The following is a 22222-nucleotide window of genomic DNA, read 5'->3' as shown; positions in this document are numbered from 1 at the left end:
TCGGGTCAGAAAGCCAGGCCCAGGCTGAGGTTCCAGCGGATCTTGCCGTCGCGCTCCGCCTTGGCGAAGTCGAAGGCCAGCGGAGCCACCGGGCTCATCCAGCGCACGCCGACGCCGTTGGCGCGCTCCACTTGGAAGCCTTTCCAGCCCTGGCTGGCGTTGCCGGCGTCGGTGAACAGCGCCAGATACCAGTCCGGCTTGATCGGGATTTGGTACTCCAGGCTGCCGGTGGCCACCACGCGGCCGCCCAGCACCGAGCCGTTGGGGCCCGGCAGGCCCAGGCTCTGGTAATCGTAGCCGCGCACGCTGTTGGCGCCGCCGGCGCGGAACAGGATGGAGGATGGCACCGCGTCCTTGTCGTTGGCCCACACCTGGCCCAGTTCCAGCCGGCCGACGAAGGTGCCGTACTTGGGAAACGGCGACCAGTATCCGACGGTGCGGGCGTAGCCGCGCACATAGGAGGTGGAGGACAGGGCGCTGCCGACGGTGCCGGAAAGCTGGAAGTCCAGCAAAACGCCGGAGCGCGGCCGCATCAAATCGTCCACCGCGCGCTGGGTCCAGCCGTAGACCAGCTGCAAGGCGCGGGTGTCCTTATTGGACACGCCGCCGGCCTCTTCGCTTTCCAGCAGGTATTGCAGGCCGAGACGGGCCTCGATATTGCCGCGGGTGCGGGTTCGCCAGCCGCCCACGTCGCTGCTGCGGGTTTTCAGGCCCTGCACGTCATCGGTCTTGAAAGCGCTGGTGATGGAATGGGAATAGCCGTCGGACTGGCGCGGAAAGCCCAGGCCCAGCGACAGCGATTGCTGATTTTTCTTCCAGTTGGTCACCAAGGAGCCGGTGTAGCCGCGGCGGAAAATATTGTAATGGTCGTAGCCGACGCGCAGGCCGGGACCGTCGCCGGAGTCGTAGATCAAACCCAACTCCAGCTTCTGGCGCGGCATCTCGGTAACGTCCACCTCCACCGGCACCCGATGGGTGTCAGGGTCGATATGGGCCATGTCGGGGCTGACCACCACATTGGAGAAATGCGGCGCCTGCTCCAGCGCCGACTGGTAATCGAAGATCTTCTGCAGCCGGTAGGCGGTGCCGGGGGAGAAATCGGCCAGACCGGTGGCGATCTTCTCCGGATAACGCTTCATGCCTTTGACGGTGATCTCGCCGAACAGAATCACCGGCCCGCTGTCGATGTCCACCAGCAATTGCGCGCGACGGGTGGCCGGATCGATTTCCGCCGCGCTCTTGCTGATCTGCGCCTTGGGGAAGCGATCGGCGGTGATGAGCCGCATCACCGCGCGCTTGCTGCCGTCCCAATCGGACTGCCGGTAAGGCGCGCCCATGGGCAGCGACCAGGCCTCCAGCACCGCGGCGAAGCGTTGCTGGAAGTCGCCTTCGTCGCGTATCGGCCCGTTGAGGCGGATGACCACGTCGTCTATCAGCGTGGGCTCGCCGGGCTTGACCTCGACCACGTACTGCCGTGCGCTTTCTTCGCGCACATTGACGCGCGCGTCGAAATAACCCTCGGTCTCCAGCAGCTTGCGCGCGTCCTCCGGGGTGCTGCGCACCAACTCGGTCAACAGCGTCTCGTCCATTTCTTCTTCCAGACGGCTGGTGACCAATTCCAGATTGTCTTGCAGCAAGCCGGCCAGGCCGGAAGGCGCGTCGACGCGCACGCTGTAATCGAGCTTGGCCCAGACGGGCGTCGCCGACAGCAATAAGATCAATGAAATAAGCAGGCGGGAGCTTGGCATGGTCCGATTCGTTTGGTGTCGAGGCCATGGTAACGAAACTTGCGGCGGCTGGCGAGAAGCGGCGGGGCGGCTTCAAAATCGCGGGAACAGACCGGCGTTTTCTTAAACCAAAAGCTTAATTTATATTCAACCGTAATTCAGGTTCACACGCGACAGCCATACGTTTTTCTCATGGCGGCCGCTCACGCGCGCCGATTACGGGCGCAGGGCGGTGTGACAGGCGAAATCGGCAATAGTTTTGCCGCCCCGTCATTTAAGACAATGCGCATAAAAAAGGGCGGACCCGAAAGTCCGCCCCTCATCCTTGCCGCGCCGCGCTTACTTCTTGCGCTGCGGCGGCAAATCGGTGCAAGTGCCGTGCGCCACTTCCGCCGCCATGCCGATGGACTCGCCCATGGTCGGGTGCGGGTGGATGGTCTTGCCGATGTCGGTGGCGTCGCAGCCCATTTCGATGGCCAGGCAGACTTCGCCTATCATGTCGCCCGCGTGCGGGCCGACAATGCCGCCGCCGATGATCTGGTGGCTTTCGGCGTCGAAAATCAGCTTGGTGAAGCCTTCGTCGCGGCCGTTGGCGATGGCGCGGCCGGAGGCGGCCCACGGGAACACGCCCTTCTCGATCTTCAGGCCCTGCTTCTTGGCCTCGTCCTCGGTGACGCCGACCCAAGCCACTTCCGGATCGGTGTAAGCCACGCCCGGAATCACGCGCGCGTCGAAGTAGGACTTCTGGCCGGCGCAGTTTTCCGCCGCCACATGGCCTTCATGCACGCCCTTGTGCGCCAGCATCGGCTGGCCGACGATGTCGCCGATGGCGAAGATGTGCGGCACATTGGTGCGCTGCTGCTTGTCCACCGGAATGAAGCCGCGGTCGGTCACCGCGATGCCGGCGTTCTCGGCGCCCAGCAGCTTGCCGTTGGGCGCGCGGCCGGTGGCGTACAGCACCAGGTCGTAGCGCTGCGGCTCTTTCGGCGCTTGATCGCCCTCGAAAGTCACCCACACACCGTCATCCTTGGGCTCCACGGCCACGGTCTTGGTGTTGAGCATGATGTTGTCGAAACGGTGGGCGTTCCACTTCTGCCACACTTTGACCAGGTCGCGGTCCGCGCCCTGCATCAGGCCGTCCATCATTTCCACCACGTCCAGGCGCGCGCCCAGCGTGGAGTAAACGGTGCCCATTTCCAGGCCGATGATGCCGCCGCCGATGATCAGCATGCGGTTGGCCACGCCCTTCAGCTCCAGCGCGCCGGTGGAATCCACCACGCGCGGATCGTCCGGGATGAAGGGCAGCTTCACCACGCGGGAACCGGCGGCGATGATGGCGTTCTTGAATTTGACGATCTTCTTCTCGCCGCTCTCTTCGCGTCCCTTGCCGGTGGTGGCGGACACTTCGATATGATGCGGATCGATGAAATGGCCGTTGCCGCGCACGACTTCCACCTTGCGCGCCTTGGCCATGCCGGCGAGGCCGCCGGTCAGCTTGGCGATTACTTTTTCCTTGTAACCGCGCAGCATGTCGATGTCCACTTCCGGCTTGCCGAACTTGATGCCGTTGGCGGCCAGATGGCTGACTTCGTCGATCACCGCCGCATTGTGCAGCAGCGCCTTGGACGGGATGCAGCCCACGTTCAGGCAGACGCCGCCCAGGGTGGCGTAGCGCTCGACGATGACCACTTTCAGACCCAGGTCGGCCGCGCGGAAGGCGGCGGAATAACCGCCGGGGCCGCCGCCCAACACCATCACGTCGCACTCGATGTCGGCGCCGCCGCTATGGCTGGCGGCCACCGGAGCGGCTTGCGGCGCGAAACCGGCCTGGGTGGTGGCGGACGCGACGCCGGTGGTTTCCACCGGCTTGGGCGCGGCCGGAGCCGCGGCGGCGCCGGCGGCTTCAACGATCACGATCACATCGCCTTCGGACACTTTGCCGCCGACGGCGATCTTGACTTCTTTTACCACGCCGGCGGTTTCCGCCGGCACTTCCATCGTGGCCTTGTCGGTTTCCAGCGTGATCAGGCTGGCTTCTTTCTCGATCACGTCGCCCGGCTTGACGAAGACTTCGATCACGTCCACGTTGTTGTGGCCGCCGATGTCCGGGACTTTCAGTTCAATCAGATTGCTCATGGTTTTCCATCCGCAACGTAAGGCGGAAGCCCGGGGGCCCCCGCCGCTATTCAGCAGAGTCGTTCGCTTGGGCGGCGCGCTCCGGCCAGGCCGGGGCGTCCGCCCGGCTGGCGATTACAGAATCAGGCGGCGCACATCGGACAGCAGTTTGCCCAGATGCACGGTGAAGCGCGCGGCGGCGGCGCCGTCGATCACGCGGTGATCGAAGGACAGCGACAGCGGGCACATCAGGCGCGGCGCGAATTCCTTGCCGTTCCACACCGGCTTGATCTGCGATTTGCAGACGCCGAGGATGGCCACTTCCGGCGCGTTGACGATGGGCGTGAAGCTGGTGCCGCCAATGCCGCCCAGGCTGGAGATGGTGAAGGTGGCGCCCTGCATGTCGGTGGGCTTGAGCTTGCCTTCGCGCGCCAGCTTGGACAGATCGGTCAGTTCCTGGGCGATCTGGCGCAGACCTTTCTTGTCCGCGTCCTTGATCACCGGCACTACCAGGCCGTTAGGCGTGTCGGCGGCGAAGCCGATGTGGTAGTACTGCTTCAGCACCAGATTGTCGCCGTCCAGCGAGCTGTTGAAATTCGGGAAAGCTTTCAGCGCCTCGGCGGCTGCCTTGATGATGAAGGCCAGCGGGCTGATCTTCAGGCCGGACTTTTCCCATTCCTTGCCCACGGTCTTGCGGAAGTCTTCCAGCTCGGTGATGTCGCACTCGTCGTTGAAGGTTACGTGCGGGATCATCACCCAGTTGCGCGACAGATTGGCGCCGGAAATCTTCTGGATGCGGGACAGCGGCTTGGTTTCGATCGGGCCGAACTTGGCGAAATCGACTTTCGGCCACGGCAGCAGATCCAGACCGCCGCCGGAGGAGGCCGCGGCGGCCGGGGCCAGCGCCGCCGGGTTCTGCATCACGCCCTTGACGAAGGCTTTGACGTCTTCCTCGGTAATGCGGCCCTTGCGGCCGTTGCCCTTGACCTTGCCCAGGTCCACGCCCAGTTCGCGCGCCAGACGGCGCACGGACGGACCGGCGTGGGCTTTGGAGAAGGAGGCTTCGTCGATGGCGGCGGCGGCCTTGGCAGGAGCGGCGGCAGGCGCGGCGGCCACCGGGGCCGGAGCAGCCGAGGCGGCGGCAGGAGCCGGGGCGGCGACAGCTGCGGCTGCCGGAGCGGCGGCGGCGGCGGCGGCAACGGCGCCTTCGACCACCACAATCAGATCGCCTTCGCTGACCTTGTCGCCCACTTTCACTTTGACTTCCACCACGCGGCCGGCGGCGGAGGCCGGCACTTCCATGGTGGCCTTGTCGGTTTCCAGCGTGATCAGGCTGTCGTCGACGGCGATCTCATCGCCGACCTTGACGGTCACTTCGATCACGTCGACGCCGTTGTGGCCGCCGATGTCCGGCACGCGGATTTCGCTGCGGCCGGAAGCCGCCGGCGCGGCAGGCGCGGCGGCGGGAGCGGCTGCAACCGGAGCCGGAGCCGGGGCGGCTGCGGGAGCCGGGGCGGCTGCGGCCGAGGCCGGCGCGGACGCTGCAGCGCCCACTTCCAGGATGGCGATCACGTCGCCTTCGGAGATCTTGCCGCCAACGACGGCTTTGACTTCCTTGATCACGCCCGCGGTTTCCGCCGGCACTTCCATGGTGGCCTTGTCGGTTTCCAGCGTGATCAGGGAATCGTCCACGGACACGGTCTGGCCCGGGACGATGAATACTTCGATGATGTCTACATTGCTGTGACCGCCGATGTCGGGCACTTTCAATTCGATCAGATTGCTCATGAGCTTTCCATTCGTAAGGCGGAAGCCCCTGTCGGGGCTTGCCGCCGGATATCCGCTACAGATTCGCTTGCCATGCAAAGGCGGAAGACCCCGGCCTGAACCGGGGCTTCCGCTCTGCGATTACACCTTCCAGCTAGGCAGCTTGTCGGTCTTGATGCCGTACTTGGCGATCGCCTCGGCCACCTTGGACGCTTCGATCTTGCCGTCGCGCGCCAGTGCGGACAAGGCCGCCAGCGCCACGTGGTAGCGATCCACCTCGAAGAAGGAACGCAGGTTGGCGCGGCTGTCGGAACGGCCGAAGCCGTCGGTGCCCAGCACCACGTAACGGCCCGGAACGTATTCGCGGATCTGGTCGGCGTAGTTGCGGATGTAGTCGGTCGCGGCCACCACCGGACCCTGACGGCCGGACAACTGCTGGGCCACGTAGGAGGCCCGCGCTTCGGCGGTCGGGTTCAGCAGGTTGTGACGCTCGGCTTCCATGCCGTCGCGGCGCAGCTGGTTGAAGGAGGTCACGCTCCAGATGTCGGCGCCGATGCCGAAGTCGGCCTTCAGCAGATCGGCCGCGGCCATCACTTCGCGCAGAATGGTGCCGGAGCCCATCAGCTGCACTTTCACCTGAGCGTCGCCGCCGTCCTGCAGCAGATACATGCCTTTCAGGATGCCCTCTTCCGCGCCCGCCGGCATCGCCGGGTGAACGTAGTTTTCGTTCATCAGGGTCAGGTAGTAGAAGACGTCTTCCTGCTCCGCATACATGCGGCGCAGACCGTCTTGCACGATCACCGCCAGTTCGTAAGCGAAGGTCGGGTCGTAGCTGATGCAGTTCGGGATCAGGCCGGCCTGGATGTGGCTGTGGCCGTCTTCGTGCTGCAGGCCTTCGCCGTTCAGCGTGGTGCGGCCGGCGGTGCCGCCCAACAGGAAGCCGCGGGCGCGCATGTCGCCGGCGGCCCAGGCCAGGTCGCCGATGCGCTGGAAGCCGAACATCGAGTAGTAGATGTAGAACGGAATCATCTGCTGGCTGCTGTTGGCATAGCTGGTCGCCGCGGCGATCCAGTCAGCCATCGCGCCCGGCTCGTTGATGCCTTCCTGCAGGATCTGGCCGTCCTTGGATTCCTTGTAGAACATCAGCTGGTCATGATCCTGCGGCACGTAGTTCTGACCCTGGGTGGACCAGATGCCGTACTGGCGGAACATGCCTTCCATGCCGAAGGTGCGGGACTCGTCCGGCACGATGGGCACCACGCGCTGGCCGATGTTCTTGTCCTTCATGATGGTGCCCAGCATGCGGACGAAGGCCATGGTGGTGGAGAACTCGCGGTCGCCGGACGCTTGCAGCTGCGCGTCGAACACGGACAGTTCCGGCGTTTGCAGCGCGGTGGTCACCGGCTTGCGGGCCGGCAGGTAGCCGCCCAGCGCGGCGCGGCGTTCGCGCATGTACTTCATTTCCGGGCTGTCTTCGGCCGGCAGGTAGTACGGCACGTTCGCCAGGTCCTCGTCGGACACCGGAATGCCGAAGCGGTCGCGGAATTTGCGCAGCGAATCCAGATCCATTTTCTTGGCCTGGTGCGCGATGTTCTTGGCTTCGCCGGACGCGCCCATGCCGTAACCCTTGATGGTCTTGGCCAGGATCACGGTCGGACGGCCGTTGGCGCTGTTGGACGCCTCGTGGTAGGCGGCGTACACCTTGTGCGGGTCATGGCCGCCGCGGTTCAGCGCCCAGATCTCGTCGTCGGACATATTGGCGACCATTTCGCGCAGCTCCGGGTACTTGCCGAAGAAGTGTTCGCGAACGTAAGCGCCGTCCTTGGATTTGAAGGTCTGGTAGTCGCCGTCCACGCACTCGTCCATGCGCTTCTTCAGCAGGCCCTTGCTGTCCATCGCCAGCAGCGGGTCCCAACGCGAGCCCCAGATCACTTTCAGCACGTTCCAGCCGGAACCGCGGAAGTCGCCTTCCAGTTCCTGAATGATCTTGCCGTTGCCGCGCACCGGGCCGTCCAGACGCTGCAGGTTGCAGTTGACCACGAAGATCAGGTTGTCCAGGCCTTCGCGGGCGGCCATGGAGATGGCGCCCAGGGATTCCGGCTCGTCCATCTCGCCGTCGCCGCAGAAACACCAGACTTTGCGGCCGTGGGTCTTGGCCAGACCGCGACTTTCCAGGTACTTGAGGAAGCGGGCTTGGTAGATGGCCATCAAGGGGCCCAGGCCCATCGACACGGTCGGGAACTGCCAGAAGTCCTTCATCAGCCACGGGTGCGGGTAGGAGGACAGGCCGTTGCCGTCCACTTCCTGGCGGAAGCTGTCCAGCTGCTCGGCGGACAGGCGGCCTTCCATGAAGGCGCGTGCGTACACGCCCGGGGAAATATGGCCTTGGAAGTAGATCAGATCGCCGTCTTGCTCATCGTTCTGGGCGCGCCAGAAGTGGTTGAAGCCCACGTCGTACAGGGTGGCGGAGGATTGGAAGGAGGCGATGTGGCCGCCCAGCTCCAGATCCTTCTTGCCGGCGCGCAGCACCAAAGCGGCGGCGTTCCAGCGGTTGATCGAGCGGATGCGATGCTCCATCTCGTGGTTGCCCGGCGACTTGACTTCTTTGCCGAGCGGAATGCTGTTCTGGTATGCGGTGGTGGCGTCAAACGGCAGATGGGCGCCGCGGCGGCGGGTGCGCTCGACCAGTTTCTCCAACAGGTAATGCGCGCGTTCCGGGCCTTCGGCATCCAGCACCGACTCCAGCGCTTCAGTCCATTCCTGGGTTTCCAACGGATCGATATCGTCAGGGAAAGTTGCAGCCATCTCTGGTCCTCACAGCAAGGTGGATCGGGGGCCGTATGTAGCACTGCGCGGCCCCGCGTTATTGCAATCGGCTCGAATTCGAACCTATTTATTAGCTTCAGATTATAAACGAACGCAATCGCAAATAAAAATGTTCATTTGCGAAAAGAGCGCCGTATCTTGAGCAAGTGTACGTCTTCCGGCTTTCACAAAGGAATAGGTCAAGCGTACTAACGCTTGTTTCGGGGCGGAAAACAGCGGTTATTGCGCCGCACCATGTTGTTTTTTTGCGATTTACTGTCGCAAATTGAAACATTCGTTTCAGTTGCGCGCTTACTTCTTTCTCTCGTCCCGGACAAGCCGGTCCAGTTCGCGGATGCGCGCTTCGATTGAGGAGCGCAGGTAGAAATCGTCGCCCTTGGCCTTGCCGGCCAGTTGGAACTGCTCCATCGCCGGCTGGTAGCGCTGTTCATGATAGAAGGCGTTGCCCAAGGCCGCGTGGTAACGCAGCGGGTCGCGGTCGGCGTACAAGCTGGCCTGGCGCCGATACAGCCCCGGATTGTCCGGATGGCGGTTCAGCTGGGTCTTGATCAGGGCCAGCGCGCCCTGGCTGTCGCCGCTGGCGATGGCGACGTCGATGTCCAGCAACTGCAGCGACAGGCTCTGCGGAAAACGGGCCAGCCCGGCGCGCGCCGCGTTGCGGGCGGCCGGCCAGTCCTTGCGTTCGCGCTCTATCGCCACGTCCAGGCCCCGCAGCATCGGGTGGTCCGGCAGCTTGGTCCGCGCCTTGGCCAGCGCCTGGCGCGCGCCGGCGATATCGCGCTGACGCAGCTTGACCTGGGCCAGACCATACCACTGCGCGCCCTCGTTCAGGTACAGGCCGCGGTCCAGCGCCGCCTCGTAATAGCGCTCCCCTTCGTCCGGCGTCAGCGTCGCGGCGCGCAGTTTCTCGCGCACCAGCAGGTAATCGACGCTGTCGGCGCGCATCTTCACCGGGTAGTCCAGCGCTCGGTTTTCCGCTTCGCTGATGCGCTCCAGCGTCACCGGGTGGGTGCGCAGGAAGGCCAGCGCCGCGTTGTCGCTGTAACGCTCGTTCAGCTGCAACCGCTGAAAGAAAGCCGGCATGCTGCGCACGTCGAAGCCGGCCTGGCTCATGTATTGCATGCCGACGCGGTCGGCTTCGCGTTCGAAATCGCGCGAAAACGCCAGTTGGTTGGAAATCGACAGCCCCATGCCGGCGGACACCACGCCCATCGCGCCCTGACCGCTGCCGGCCTTGGCCGCCAGCGCGGCGGCGATGATGGTGCCCAACAACAACAAGGGGCTGGTGGCGCTGCTGGCCGCCTTCATCCGCGCGATGTGGCGCTGGGCGACGTGGGCGGTTTCATGCCCCAGCACCGAGGCGAGCTCGCCTTCGCTCTGGGTCGCCAGCAGCAGTCCGATATTGATGCCGATATAGCCGCCGGGCATGGCGAAGGCGTTGATGCCGCTGTCGTTGACGCAGAAATAGGTGAAACCGACGCCGGGCAGCTTGACGCCGCTGGAGAGCCGGCCGCCGATATCGTTGAGGTAATCGTTGACCTCCTGATCGTCGACGATGTCTCCCGCCTCCAGCATGGCGCGCCAGGCCTGGCGGCCGATGCGGTTTTCATCCGCCAGCGTCAGCGAGGCGTCCGACACCTCGCCCAGATCGGGCAAATCGGCATAGCTGACGGACGGGTGCAACAAGCTCAGCGCCAGCACGCCGGCCAGCAGGGTCTGTTTGGTCATCCGGCTATGATAGCCAGGTTCGCCCACAAGTTGCATGAGGCGGCGCAACATCAACTGTCAAAGAGTATGAGCTTCCCCGCCGTCCCGCCGCGGCGCGGTCAGCGCCTCCCACGCCGCTTGCGCGCTCAAGTGCACGCGGCCGTTGAAACCGGCCAGCAGGCCGCCGCCCTCCATCCGCTGCGCCACCGGCCCCTTGATCTCGGCCAGGTGCAGCGTCACGCCGCGCGCCGCCAGCTCCGCGTCCAGCCGCGCCAGCATCAGCAAGGCGCTGGTATCCACGCGATTGACCGCGCTCATGATCAGCACCAATCGCGTGCTTCCGGCCTGGGCGGCCAGCCGGCGCAGCGTCTCGCCGCGCACTTGGCGGGCATTGCCGAAGAACAGGCTTTCGTCCACGCGCAGAAACAGCGCGCCGGGCAGGCGCTCCACCGCGAAACGCAGCCGATTGCGGAAATGATGACTGCCCGGCAGCCGGCCCAGTTCGGCGATATGCGGCCGGCTGCTGCGCCACAACATGGCCGCCAGCGACATCAGCACGCCGGCGACGATGCCGGAGTCCACCCCCAGCCACAGCACCAGAACAAAGGTCAGCGCGAACGCCGCCGCATCGGCGCGATCGACGCGCCAGGCCAGGCGCAGGCTGTCGAAACGTATCATGGCGCTGACCGAAGCGATGATCATCGCCGCCAATACCGATAGCGGCAGCAAGGCCAGCGCCGCGGCGGCGAAGCCGGCCAGCAGCATGAGACCCAGGGCGGCGATCACCGAGGCCAGTTGAGTCTGGGCCCCGGCCTCGGCGTTGACCATGGAGCGGGTCAGCCCGCCGGTGACCGGGAAGCCGCCGGACAGGCCGGCGCCGATATTGCACAGGCCCAGCGCCAACAGCTCCCGGTCCGGATCCACCTCGTCGCCGCGGCGCTGCGCCAGCGCCTGGGCCACCGCCAGGCTCTGCACGTAATTGATCAGCGCGATGAAAAAAGCCGGCAGCGCCAGCTGCGACCACTGCTCCAGGCTCAGCCCCGGCCAGGTCGGCGCAGGCAGGCCCGGCGGGATCTCGCCCACCACCGGCAAGGCGGAGCGCAAATCCAGGCCGGCCACCAGCCCCATGCCCAGCAGCACCGCCAATAGCGGCGCCAGCCGCAGCCATAATTGCCGCGCCGGCGCGCTCAGGCCGCAGCGGCGCAGCAGCGGTTCGCCCAGCCAACGCGCCAGCAGCAGCAAGGCCAAGGCCGGAGCGCCGAGCAAGAGCGCGGCGGAATTGAACCCTTCGGCCGCTCGCCACAGCCCGGCCAGCAGCTGCGGCAAGGACGCGCCGCCGGCCTGCACGCCCAGCAAGGGCGCCAGCTGCGACAACACGATCAGCAAGGCCGACGCCGAAGTGAAGGCCGCCAGCACCGGCTCCGACAAGAGGTCGGCGACGAAGCCCAGCCTCAGCAGGCCCAGCGCCGCCAGCATCGCGCCGGACAACAGCGCCAGGCCGATGGCCAGCGCCAGATAATCTCCTGAACCCGGCTCGGCCAGCCGCGACAGCGTGGCCGCCACCAATAAGGAAGTCATCGCCATCGGCCCCACCGACTGCGCGTGGCTGCGGCCGGCCAGCGCGTAAATCAGCAAGGGCGCGATGCTGGCGTACAAACCCGCCTGCGCCGGCAAGCCGGCCACCAGCGCGTAAGCCAGCCCTTGCGGCGCCAGCAGCAGGGTCACCACCAGGCCCGCGCCCAGATCGCCCGGCAAGTAGGCGCGCCGGTAGCCGCGCAGCCAGGCAGGCAGCCAGAGCCTCATCCGCGCCGCTCCAGTCGTCCCGCCAGCCACAGGCCGGCCGCCATCGCCGGCAGGAAGGACGCGCTCTGCGGCGACAACATGCCGCCCAGCAACAAGGCCGGCCCCGGACAGATGCCGGCCAGACCCCAGCCAATGCCGAACAACAGGCTGCCGCCTATCAGCCGGCGCGTCAGCGGCGTCTTGGCCGGCCAAGACGCCGGCTCGCCCAAGAACGCGCGCGGGCGGCGCTCGGCCAGACGGAAGGCCGGCCAGGCCGCGACGACGGCGCCGGCCATCACCAACGCCAGGCTGGGGTCCCAAGCGCCGCCCAGATCCAGAAAGGCCAGCACCTTGGCCGGATTGGCCATGCCGGACAGCAACAGCCCCAGGCCGAACAACAGGCCCGCGCCCGCCATCGACAATAAGCGCTTCCACTCCGCCGCCATCTTCACGCCCCCCAATGTCTGAACACGGCCACCGCCACGAAGCCGGCGAACATAAAGGCCGCCGTCGCCGCCAAGGAGCGCGGCGACATGCGCGCCAGCCCGCAAACGCCGTGGCCGCTGGTGCAGCCGGAGCCCAGGCCCGCGCCGAGGCCCACCAGCAAGCCGGCGGCCAGCAAGCGCATGCCGCCGGCCTCGATCTTGACGACGGGCAATTCGCCCGCCGCCAGCCACCACAGCGCCGGCGCGGCCGTCAGGCCCAGAAGAAAGGCCAAGCGCGCGCGCCAGTCCGCCCGCCGTCCCAGCAGGCCGGCCACCATGCCGCTGATGCCGGCGACGCGGCCGTGCGACAGAGCCAGCCAGCCCGCCGCCGCGCCTATCAGCACCCCACCCGACAGGGCGGACCACGGCGTGAACGCCGCCCAATCCACGGCCATCACGCCGCCCCTGCCGGCTGGTCGGCGCAGAACAGCGCATGCAAGGCGTTCAGCAAGGCCAGGGCGTCGGCGCTGGCCACGCTGTAATACACCCATTTGCCTTCGCGCCGCGTCGCCACCAGACCCTCATTGCGCAATACGCCCAACTGCTGCGACAAGGAGGGCTGACGGATGCCGGTCAGACGCTCCAGCTCCGACACCGATTTCTCGCCGTCCACCAGCTGGCACAGCAGCAGCAGCCTGTCCTCGTTGGCCAGGCCCTTCAACAATAAGGCGGCGCGGCCGGCATTGGCGCGCAGCATGTTCAAATCCATATTCGTTCTCCCGCCGCCGCGATCCGGCGTCGCAAACATTATGTTTTATAATATAATGTAAATCAACTAACTGTTACCGCCTCGCCACACTGTCCGCCCGTCGCCACATGGCCTATCAGTCACCATCGCACCGGGAAAAACTGTTGTAGACTCAAGGCCATGAACCTATTTCCAGCCGCGGCGCCGGCCCGGCCCAGCACCGCCATGGCCTCCACCCTCCTCCCGCCCGCCCCCAGGCAACTGGTGCACGAGCGCGGCATTCCCGCCTTCGGCGTGTACCAGGGCATCATCGAGCGGCTGGACTGGCGCGCGCTGAAAACCACGCCTTACCAAAGGCTGACGCGCCGGCTGCATCACAAGCGCTGGCAATACGCGGCCATCGCCCATCCGGCCTTTTTCATCGGCGTCGCCATCGTCGACGTCGGCTGGACCGGCACCGCCTTCGCCTATCTGTTCGACCGCAAGAGCGGCGAAGTCATCGCCGCCGCCAGCGCCAACGGCCTGCCCGGCCTGTCCACGCGAATCGAAGACCGCGCCTTTGGCGACGCCGCCTTCCAGGCCGGCCGCTGCCGGCTGAGCTTCCACCGCGACGGCGAGCGGCTGGAACTGGCGGTGGACTCGCCGCAGTTGAAGCTGGCCGCGCACATTCAATTGACGGACATGCCGCCGGTGCTGGCGGTGATCGCGCCGGCCAACTGGCTGGCCCACTCCACCCATAAAAGCGGCGGCCTCAGGATCAGCGGCTTCGCCGACTGCCAGGACCGGCGCTACTCGCTGGACGGCGCGGTGGCGGCGCTCGACTATTCCAACGGCCTGCTGGCGCGGGAAACCCGCTGGCGCTGGGCCAGCGCGCATTCGCTGGAACTGGGCTTCAATCTGCAGCAAGGCTATATGGGCGACACCGAGAACGCCGCCTGGCTGCGCGGCAAACTGATCCGGCTGGGGCCGGTGCGCTTCGACTATCAGCCGGAGGATCCGCTGCTGGGCTGGCGCATGCAGAGCGACAACGGCTTGCTGGACCTGAGCTTCGCCCCTGAGGGGGCGCGCCGCGAAGACAAGAATCTGCTGATCGCCGCCAGCCGCTATGTGCAGCCTATCGGCCGCTTCAACGGCCAGATCCGCGACCCGGACAACGGCGCCGTCCATGTGGTCGACGACTTGCTCGGCGTGACCGAGGACCATCTGTCGCGTTGGTGAGCGTAGCCCGCTCGATGCGGCGCGCCAGCGCCCATTCGCCGCCATTGTCTGGAGTTCATCGAAATTCCCTGCTGTAGTCAGGGAAATCCCTGGTTTGCGAAAACACAAGACCGGCCGGAACAACAGTGGTAGGATGCGCCCGCAACCGAGTATTTTCTCTAAACGACCCAATGCAGCTTCAGAGCCTGTCCATGATCCTTTTGCGTCTCCGCGCCAGAACGCTCATGAACAGACTCTCAGTAGGAGATTGCCATCATGGATAGATTAAGCGCTCTGCTCGAACACAACCGCCACTTCGTGGAAAACCGCGAATACGAGCAGTTCAAGACCGACAAATTCCCCGGCAAAGGCCTGGCCGTCCTGGCCTGTATGGACGCCCGGCTGGTGGAACTGCTGCCCAAGGCCATGGGCCTGAAGAACGGCGACGCCAAGCTGATCAAGAACGCCGGCGCGCTGATCACCCACCCGTGGGGTTCGGTGATGCGCAGCCTGATCATGGCCGTATACGAACTGCGCGCCGACGAGATCTGCGTGGTCGCTCACCGCGACTGCGGCATGCGCGCGGTCGATCCGCAGCGCGTGCTGGACCATGCGTTGGAACGCGGCGTGTCGGAAGACACCATCGCCACGCTGCGCGCGGCCGGCATCGACCTGGACGGCTGGCTGAAGGGCTTCGACAACGTGTCCGACAGCGTGCGCCACACCGTGCACACCATCCGCAACCATCCGCTGATGCCCAAGGACGTTCCGGTGCACGGCATGGTGATCCATCCGTCCACCGGCCGGCTGGAAGTCATCGTCGACGGCTACCAGAACGACGACGCTCCGGAGTAAGCCGGTGCGTCTGGGCCTGTTCGGCGGCACCTTCGACCCCATCCACAACGCCCACCTGCGCATGGCCGACGCCTTCGCCGCGGAGCTGGCGCTGGACGAGGTCAGGCTGATTCCGGCCGGCCGGCCCTATCATCGCAGCCACGGCCCGTACGCCGCGCCGGCCCAGCGCCTCGCCATGGCAGAGCTGGCGGCGGCGGATCATCCGCGGCTGACGGTGGACGAGCGCGAAGTGCGCCGCCCCGGCGCGGCCTACACCATAGACACCCTGGAAGAACTGCGCGCCGAGCTGGGCCCCGCCGCCGAATTGTGGTTTTTGATCGGCGGCGACTCGCTGGCCACGCTGCACACCTGGAAGCGCTGGGACGAACTGTTGCGTTTCGCCAACCTGGCCGTAGCCTTGCGCCCCGGCTTCGATCCCGCCTCGCTGCCCGCGCCGGTGCGGCCCTTGTGGCGCGCCCGGCAAGTCTCTGATTTTTCAAATCGAACCGCATCCGGTACAATCCGCCCCTTGGCCTTGCCGCCGGTGGACATCGCGGCCACCGACATCCGCCAGCGCCTGGCGCGCGGCGACGCGGTGGACGATGTGCTGCCGCCCGCGGTACTGGCCTATATCCGCCAACACCGGCTATACCAGACAGTGTAGCCGCCGTGTCCGGCCACTTTCCGCCAGGCCGTCAGCAGACGGCCGGCAGCGATTCACTTTAAAAGCAATACGGCGGGTCTGCCGGCCGCTTGCGCGCGCCGGCCCGCCCGCCATTTTGCGGCCGCTTTGCGCCGGCTCTGGCCGACGCGGACCCCGCATAGGAAAAGGACATTATGGAAGTGCAAGACATTGCCAAGCTGGCGATCGAAGCCCTGGAAGACGTCAAGGGCAAGGACATCATCGAACTGGACACCAGCAAGCTGACCTCGCTGTTCCAGTGCATGATCGTGGCCACCGGCGACTCCAACCGCCAGGTCAAGGCGCTGGCCAACAGCGTGCACGTGAAGCTGAAGGAAGCCGGCGTGGACATCGTCGGCAGCGAAGGCCACGAAAGCGGCGAATGGGTGCTGGTGGACGCCGGCGACGTGGTGGTGCACGTGATGCTGCCCGCGGTGCGCGACTACTACGACATCGAAGCGCTGTGGGGCGGTCAGAAGCCCAGCTTCCTGCCGGCCGGCGGCCGTCCGTGGTCGGCGACCTGATCCGGCTGCGCTAAGCCGCCATCAAGAACGGGGACGCAAGTCCCCGTTTGCGTTTTACTTCCTGGCTCACACACGATGAAAATCACTATTCTCGCCGTCGGCACCAAGATGCCGCGCTGGGTCGACGAAGCCTACGGCGATTACGCCAAGCGGTTTGGCCGCGACATCACGCTGGAACTGAAGGAAATCAAGCCGGAGAAACGCGGCGGCGGCGTCACCGCCGAAAAAGGCATTGCCGCCGAACACGAGCGGCTGCTCGCCGCCCTTCCGCCGCGCGCGCGGCTGGTGGTGATGGACGAGCGCGGCAAGAACTGGACCTCGGTGCGGCTGGCCGAAGGCCTGAAGGAATGGATGGCCGGCGGCGACGATGTGGCCTTCATCATCGGCGGCGCCGACGGCCTGGCCGCGGAATTGAAACAACGCGCCGACGTGCTGCTGCAACTGTCCGCGATGACGCTGCCCCACGGCATGGTCCGGGTGATGCTGGCCGAGCAGATCTACCGCGCCTATTCCATTCTCAACAACCACCCCTACCATCGCGAATAGACGGACGCTGGCGGATCAAGCCGGCGGCGAGGCCTGGGCCGCCAAGGGCGGCGGCAAGGGCGGCGGCGCCAATCCGGCCCACTCCACCGTGACGGAATCCTCGCGCAGCGGCAGCGCCGAGCCCTCGGCGCGCGCCAGGCTGTCCAACCAATTTTCATTGCCTGAAAAAATCATGGCAGCTTCCTCCAGCCCTCATATTGCAAACGCCGCTCCACCGCGGTGGCGGATCGGCGGCAGGCCACCACCGGAATGCCCAGCGCGTGGGCGCTGTCCCGGTAATTGCGCATCACATTGTGTCCCAGGAAATCGGTGAGCAGGATCAACAGATCCGGCTTGCCCGGCAGCGGCGCCTTGCGCTGATGCGCGACGTTGCGCCCGCAGATGTGGCGGGAAATCCGGATATCGTAGCTTTGCAGAACCGCCGGAATATTCCCCAAGCTGTCCGCGCCTATCAGCAGAGCGTTCATCAGCCACCTCCTTCTCGCGCGGCGCGGCACGCCGCCTTGACATGTCCTCACTCTAAGCCGATGTAATGGCGCAGTAAAGATATATAAAATTAGTTTTTTATTTCCAATAAATATATAAATGCCGCAGCGGTCCCATCGCGTCATCCTCCGCGACGATGAATCGGCAAACCTTTGAAATCTCTAGGTAAAACAAGACGCCGCCTCCGCCGCCACGGCGGGCCTCATCTCGCGCCCCTCCCCCCGTCCTTGCCAGCAAAACTATCGACAGAAAAACCGAAACCCGCTACGCTGCGCGCCCTCGGCCTATCCGCCCAACCTATTGATCTGTATATACAAATGAACGCAGTTCTTCTGGCCGTCATCGTCATGCTCGGGCTGGCGCTCTTGCGCACCCACGTCGTCATCAGCCTGCTGCTCGGCGCCTTGATCGGCGGCCTTAGCGGCGGCCTGTCCCTGTCCCGCACGCTGGAAGCCTTCAACAACGGCATCACCGGCGGCGCCGCGGTGGCCTTGTCCTACGCCCTGCTGGGCGCCTTCGCGCTGGCCATCGCCAAATCCGGCCTGCCGCACGCGATGGCGGATCTGGCGATCAAGCGGCTGGAACGAGGCGGCGCGCAAGGCAAACTGAAATGGGCCTTGATCCTGTTGCTGGCCCTGGTCAGCGTCGCCAGTCAGAACCTGGTTCCCATCCACATCGCCTTCATCCCGCTGCTGGTGCCGCCGCTGCTCTATGTGATGGCGCGGCTGCATCTGGACCGCCGCCTGGTCGCCTGCGTGATCACCTTCGGCCTGGTCACGCCCTATATGGTGTTCCCGGTGGGCTTCGGCGATATCTTTCTGAAGCAGATCCTGCTCGGCAACATCGCCAAATCCGGCATGGACGTGCGCGGCGTCAATGTGATGCACGCGATGGCGATACCGGCTCTGGGCATGCTGGCCGGCCTGCTGTGGGCGGTGCTGGTCAGCTACCGCAAACCGCGCCAGTACGCGCTGGGCAAGATAGAAAACGCCGAGCGCACCCGCGCCAAGGTCAGCCGCAAATCGCTGGCCACCGCGCTGCTGGCGATCACGCTGGCCTTCGCGGTGCAGCTGTATACCGATTCGATGATCATGGGCGCGCTGGCGGGCTTTCTGCTCTTCCTCGCCACCGGCGTGGTGAAATGGAAGGACGCGGACGGTTTGTTCAACGAGGGAATGAAGATGATGGCGATGATAGGCTTCACCATGATCACCGCCCAGGGCTTCGCGGAAGTGCTGAAGGCCACCGGCCAGGTGGGCGCGCTGGTGACCGCCAGCGCCGGCCTGTTCGCCGGCAATCAGGGCATGGCCGCCTTCGCCATGCTGCTGGTGGGCCTGGTGGTGACCCTGGGCATAGGCTCGTCCTTCTCCACCGTGCCCATTCTCACCGCCATCTACGTGCCCCTGTGCATGCACCTGGGCTTCTCGCCGCTGGCCACCGTGGCCATCATCGGCACCGCCGGCGCGCTGGGCGACGCCGGCTCGCCGGCTTCGGACTCCACGCTGGGCCCGACTTCGGGCCTGAACGTGGACGGCCAGCACGACCATATCCGCGACACCGTGCTGCCCACCTTCCTGCACTACAACCTGCCTGTGCTGGCGGCCGGCTGGATCGCGGCCATGGTGTTGTAGAATGGCCGGCATGGATGATCAAATCGATGCCCGCCTGGCCGAAATGGAAGTGAAGCTCGCCTTCCAGGACGAACTATTGGACGCGCTGAACGCCACCGTGGCGCGCCAGCAAAAAGACATGGAGTTGCTGCAACAGCAGATGCGTCTGCTCTACCAGCAATTCCGTCAGGCCCAGCCGGACGACGCCGCGTCCGGCCTCAGCCTGCGCGACGAGGTTCCGCCGCATTATTGAGCCGGCGGCGGCTTAGAAGCGGTTCAACGTCTCGCGAGCTAAGGCGAGACCAGGCGAAAACCGCTGAGAAAGCGGAATGCGCACGTGGCGCATGAGCATTTCGAAGCGGTTTCAACACCCTGTATCTCATTATCCCGCCGATGCGCAGCAGGCTTGGAACAGGCGCTAGCGGTGGCCCTTGCGACGCGACACCGTCGCCTCGATATTCTTGCGGCCGATCAGCGGCGCCTGTTCCGGCATGTCCGGCGCGGCGTCGCCCAACCATTTGTACATCACCAGACAGTCCACCAGACCCAGCCGCGCGTGACGATAGGCGCGCGGCAAACGCCCCACCTGCTCGTAGCCCAGCTTGCGCCACAAGGCCACCGCCACCTCGTTGCTGGCCACCACGGAATTGAACTGCATCGCCAGGAAGCCGCTGTCGCGCGCCAATTGCTGCGAATGCTCGCACATCAGCCGCGCCACGCCCTTGCCGCGCGCCGCCTCGGCCACCATATAGCCGCAGTTGCAGACATGGCCGCCCGGTCCGGCGGCGTTGGGCTTGAGAAAATACGAGCCCAGCAGCGCGCCGTCCTCCTCCGCCACCAGCGTCTGCAAAGGCAGCCGCAGCCACAGCTCGCGCGCCTGCTCCCGCGTCATCTCCGGATCGAAGGCGTAGGTTTCCCTGGCCGCCACCACCGCGTGGAACACCGGCCAGAAACGCTCGAAATCGTCGTCGTTCATCGGTCTGATCGTAATCATGCTGCCTCCTGTTTCAATTGCGCCGTCCCCGGCTTCCTAGTCATGCGTCCGGACAACAGGCTGGCGCTGGCGATCAAGGCGCCGCCCGCCCATTCGCGCGGCGTCATCGCCTCGCCGGCCAGCAAATAGGCCGACGCCGCCGCGAACAACAACTCCATCAGCATCAACGTCATCGTCTGCGTCGCTGGCAGAATGGAAACCCCGTGCTGCGATATCACGCTGGTGCACAGCAAGGTGACGCCCAGGATGCCCAGCACCAGCCAGCTTTGCGGCGGTATCTGCAAAATGCCGCCCAGCTGCCCGGCCAGCGCCAGCTTGATCGCGCCGATGGACGCCACGCCGAACCAGATCGACGCCGATTTAACCGGCACCGGAATGGACTGGGCGCCGCGGCTGATCACATTGCCCAGCGCGAAGGCCATGCCGCCGGACAAGGCCAGCCATTCGTAGCGATGGCTGAGCGGCAGCTCCCCGGCGAACAGGCCGGGACGATAGATGAAGATGAAGCAGCCGAGCAGCGACAGGGCCACCACCAGCCAGCCGCTGCGGGTCAGGCGCTCCTTCAGGATCAGCCGCGACAGGAACACCGTCCACAGCGGCGACAGGTAGAACAGCAGCAAGACCCGCATCACTTGTCCCTCGGACACGGCCCAGGTATAGCTGTAGTTGCACCAGCCGAACACCGCGGTCAGCACCAGCAACACCGGCTGCAGCCGGAATTGGCGGCGGTAGACGTCGAAAAAGGTGATCACGCCCAGGGTGATGGCCACCAGATAGACCACCAGCGAGGTCATCGCCACGCTGACTCCGCTTTGATTGAGGCTGCGGAAGGGATACCACATCAGCCCCCACACCAGCGCGGTGGTCAGAATGCCGGTGGTGGCCAGAAACTTTTGTTTTACAGGTGTCATTGCTGTTCTTAAGATGTTCGCTGTTCGTTTGCTTGCGCCCGCTTTCCTGGAGATACCCGTGAACCCTCGCCTGGCCCAATTGCAGCCCTATCCGTTTCAACGCCTGCGCGCCCTGCTCGCCGGCGCGACGCCGCCCGCGGACAAGGCGCACATCAACCTGTCGATAGGCGAACCCAAGCACCCGACGCCGGCGCTGGTGGAACAGGCGCTGATAGCCAATCTGGGCGGCTTGTCGCAATACCCGGCCACGCTGGGCAGCGAAGCGCTGCGCCAGGCCTGCGCCGCCTGGATGCGGCGGCGTTATGATCTGAACCTGGATGCGCAAAGCGAGATACTGCCGGTCAACGGCAGCCGTGAAGCCTTGTTTGCTTTTGTGCAGACGGTGATCGACGCAAGCGCGGAGCCGGCGCCGGTAGTGATATCCCCGAATCCTTTTTACCAGATTTACGAAGGCGCGGCACTGTTGGCCGGCGCCGAGCCCCACTATGTCAACTGCCTGGCCGAACAGCGCTTCCAGCCGGACTGGAGCCAGGTGCCGGAATCGGTGTGGGCACGCACCCAGCTGGTGATCGTGTGCAGCCCCGGCAACCCCACCGGCGCGGTGATGTCGCTGGCCGATTGGGAAACCCTGTTTCAGCTGTCCGACCGCTACGGCTTCGTCATCGCCAGCGACGAGTGCTATTCCGAAATCCACTTCGGCCGGCCGCCGCTGGGCGGGCTGGAGGCGGCGAGCAAGCTGGGACGCGGCTTTGAGCGGCTGCTGATGTTCACCAGCCTGTCCAAGCGCTCCAATGTGCCGGGCATGCGCTCGGGCTTCGTCGCCGGCGACGCGGCGCTCCTGGCGAAATTCCTGCTCTACCGCACCTACCACGGCAGCGCGATGAGCCTGACGATACAGGCGGCCAGCGTGGCGGCCTGGAACGACGAGGATCACGTAGAGTCCAACCGGGCGCAATACATCGCCAAGTTCGACGCGGTCACCCCGCGGCTGGCGATGGGGCTGGAAGTGCGCCGCCCGGACGCCGGTTTCTACCTGTGGGCCAAGGTGCCGGACGGGAATGATGTAGACTTCGCCAAGGCGCTGTTCGCCGAAGAACACGTCACCGTGCTGCCCGGCAGCTACCTGGCGCGCGAGGCCCACGGCGTCAATCCCGGCGCCGGCTATGTCCGCGTCGCGCTGGTGGCCACGCTGGAGGAATGCGTGGCCGGCGTCGAGCGCATCGTCGCCTTCGCCGAGCGCCGGCAGCGCCAGACCCCCTGAATCCACGCGGCCCGCCTCCGGCGCGGCCGCTTGAAAGCGAATTGAATGACGACTTCCATCCACATTGCCAAAGGACTGAA

The 22222-nt window shown here is 65.5% G+C and carries 21 protein-coding genes; 8 read left to right on the top strand and 13 right to left on the bottom strand.

Annotated features, from left to right (window positions below; genetic code table 11):
* Positions 1 to 5: 5 nt before the first annotated feature.
* The 9 genes from QUG03_RS01680 to QUG03_RS01640 all read right to left on the bottom strand — a co-directional run bounded on the left by QUG03_RS01680 (position 6) and on the right by QUG03_RS01640 (position 13118).
* The gene (locus QUG03_RS01680) at positions 6 to 1748 is read right to left on the bottom strand and encodes an autotransporter assembly complex protein TamA (protein ID WP_500819218.1); all 1743 of its coding nucleotides are present in this window, start codon (positions 1746 to 1748) and stop codon (positions 6 to 8) included.
* 318 nt (positions 1749 to 2066) lie between these two features.
* Positions 2067 to 3863, bottom strand: coding sequence for a dihydrolipoyl dehydrogenase (lpdA, locus tag QUG03_RS01675; RefSeq protein ID WP_107801037.1), 1797 nt, complete (start codon positions 3861 to 3863; stop codon positions 2067 to 2069).
* A gap of 114 nt (positions 3864 to 3977) precedes the next feature.
* Positions 3978 to 5630: a dihydrolipoyllysine-residue acetyltransferase gene (gene aceF, locus QUG03_RS01670; protein ID WP_500819217.1), complete on the bottom strand. Its 1653-nt coding sequence runs from the start codon at positions 5628 to 5630 to the stop codon at positions 3978 to 3980.
* Positions 5631 to 5750: 120 nt separating this feature from the next.
* Positions 5751 to 8414, bottom strand: a complete 2664-nt coding sequence (aceE, locus tag QUG03_RS01665) for a pyruvate dehydrogenase (acetyl-transferring), homodimeric type (protein WP_235085826.1) — start codon at positions 8412 to 8414, stop codon at positions 5751 to 5753.
* Between the two features lie 312 nt (positions 8415 to 8726).
* Positions 8727 to 10163, bottom strand: coding sequence for a M48 family metalloprotease (locus QUG03_RS01660; protein WP_253313876.1), 1437 nt, complete (start codon positions 10161 to 10163; stop codon positions 8727 to 8729).
* 57 nt (positions 10164 to 10220) lie between these two features.
* Positions 10221 to 11945, bottom strand: coding sequence for a SulP family inorganic anion transporter (locus QUG03_RS01655; RefSeq protein ID WP_488905440.1), 1725 nt, complete (start codon positions 11943 to 11945; stop codon positions 10221 to 10223).
* Positions 11942 to 12370: a DUF6691 family protein gene (locus QUG03_RS01650; RefSeq protein ID WP_227105642.1), complete on the bottom strand. Its 429-nt coding sequence runs from the start codon at positions 12368 to 12370 to the stop codon at positions 11942 to 11944. The genes QUG03_RS01655 and QUG03_RS01650 overlap by 4 nt, the downstream gene beginning before the upstream one ends.
* Before the next feature lie 2 nt (positions 12371 to 12372).
* Positions 12373 to 12804 carry a YeeE/YedE family protein gene (locus tag QUG03_RS01645; protein WP_500819216.1) on the bottom strand — a complete coding sequence of 144 codons (432 nt, stop codon included), beginning with the start codon at positions 12802 to 12804 and terminating at the stop codon, positions 12373 to 12375.
* Positions 12804 to 13118 (bottom strand): ArsR/SmtB family transcription factor, encoded by a 315-nt coding sequence (locus QUG03_RS01640; protein WP_043589439.1) that lies wholly within the window; start codon positions 13116 to 13118, stop codon positions 12804 to 12806. The genes QUG03_RS01645 and QUG03_RS01640 overlap by 1 nt, the downstream gene beginning before the upstream one ends.
* Positions 13119 to 13277: 159 nt before the next feature.
* Here QUG03_RS01640 and QUG03_RS01635 point away from each other — a divergent pair, with 159 nt between their 5' ends.
* From QUG03_RS01635 to rlmH, 5 genes are all read left to right on the top strand, one after another.
* Complete coding sequence (locus QUG03_RS01635) at positions 13278 to 14315, top strand: DUF2804 domain-containing protein (RefSeq protein ID WP_486636101.1); 1038 nt, start codon at positions 13278 to 13280, stop codon at positions 14313 to 14315.
* 255 nt (positions 14316 to 14570) lie between these two features.
* The gene (locus QUG03_RS01630; protein ID WP_500819215.1) at positions 14571 to 15149 is read left to right on the top strand and encodes a beta-class carbonic anhydrase; all 579 of its coding nucleotides are present in this window, start codon (positions 14571 to 14573) and stop codon (positions 15147 to 15149) included.
* Between the two features lie 4 nt (positions 15150 to 15153).
* Positions 15154 to 15792 (top strand): nicotinate-nucleotide adenylyltransferase, encoded by a 639-nt coding sequence (nadD, locus tag QUG03_RS01625; protein ID WP_500819214.1) that lies wholly within the window; start codon positions 15154 to 15156, stop codon positions 15790 to 15792.
* 173 nt (positions 15793 to 15965) lie between these two features.
* Positions 15966 to 16334 (top strand): ribosome silencing factor, encoded by a 369-nt coding sequence (gene rsfS, locus QUG03_RS01620; RefSeq protein WP_019101317.1) that lies wholly within the window; start codon positions 15966 to 15968, stop codon positions 16332 to 16334.
* A gap of 75 nt (positions 16335 to 16409) precedes the next feature.
* A complete protein-coding gene (gene rlmH / locus QUG03_RS01615; protein ID WP_227105648.1) occupies positions 16410 to 16880 on the top strand; it encodes a 23S rRNA (pseudouridine(1915)-N(3))-methyltransferase RlmH in 471 nt (156 codons plus the stop codon).
* A gap of 15 nt (positions 16881 to 16895) precedes the next feature.
* On the opposite strand, the gene QUG03_RS01610 is transcribed toward rlmH, so the two are convergent.
* Complete coding sequence (locus QUG03_RS01610) at positions 16896 to 17054, bottom strand: hypothetical protein (protein WP_158274379.1); 159 nt, start codon at positions 17052 to 17054, stop codon at positions 16896 to 16898.
* The gene (locus tag QUG03_RS01605; protein WP_107801047.1) at positions 17051 to 17347 is read right to left on the bottom strand and encodes a DUF2325 domain-containing protein; all 297 of its coding nucleotides are present in this window, start codon (positions 17345 to 17347) and stop codon (positions 17051 to 17053) included. The genes QUG03_RS01610 and QUG03_RS01605 overlap by 4 nt, the downstream gene beginning before the upstream one ends.
* Positions 17348 to 17683: 336 nt before the next feature.
* Between QUG03_RS01605 and QUG03_RS01600 the strand changes: the two genes are divergently transcribed.
* On the top strand, positions 17684 to 18997 hold the full coding sequence (locus QUG03_RS01600) for a Na+/H+ antiporter family protein (protein ID WP_500819213.1): 1314 nt from the start codon (positions 17684 to 17686) through the stop codon (positions 18995 to 18997).
* Positions 18998 to 19007: 10 nt separating this feature from the next.
* Positions 19008 to 19229, top strand: a complete 222-nt coding sequence (locus QUG03_RS01595; RefSeq protein ID WP_107802046.1) for a SlyX family protein — start codon at positions 19008 to 19010, stop codon at positions 19227 to 19229.
* 165 nt (positions 19230 to 19394) lie between these two features.
* Here the strand turns inward: QUG03_RS01595 and QUG03_RS01590 are convergent, their stop codons facing one another.
* Positions 19395 to 19970 carry a GNAT family N-acetyltransferase gene (locus tag QUG03_RS01590; RefSeq protein ID WP_500819212.1) on the bottom strand — a complete coding sequence of 192 codons (576 nt, stop codon included), beginning with the start codon at positions 19968 to 19970 and terminating at the stop codon, positions 19395 to 19397.
* Positions 19967 to 20881, bottom strand: a complete 915-nt coding sequence (locus QUG03_RS01585; protein ID WP_019101310.1) for a DMT family transporter — start codon at positions 20879 to 20881, stop codon at positions 19967 to 19969. Before QUG03_RS01585 ends, QUG03_RS01590 begins: the two co-directional genes overlap by 4 nt.
* Before the next feature lie 58 nt (positions 20882 to 20939).
* Here QUG03_RS01585 and dapC point away from each other — a divergent pair, with 58 nt between their 5' ends.
* On the top strand, positions 20940 to 22142 hold the full coding sequence (dapC, locus tag QUG03_RS01580) for a succinyldiaminopimelate transaminase (protein ID WP_235085811.1): 1203 nt from the start codon (positions 20940 to 20942) through the stop codon (positions 22140 to 22142).
* The last annotated feature ends 80 nt before the right edge of the window (positions 22143 to 22222 follow it).

This window comes from Chromobacterium sp. CCUG 30098, from assembly GCF_059916605.1.
The sequence above is the reverse complement of the archived record's forward strand: the minus strand, read 5'-3'. Positions and strand labels throughout refer to the sequence as shown.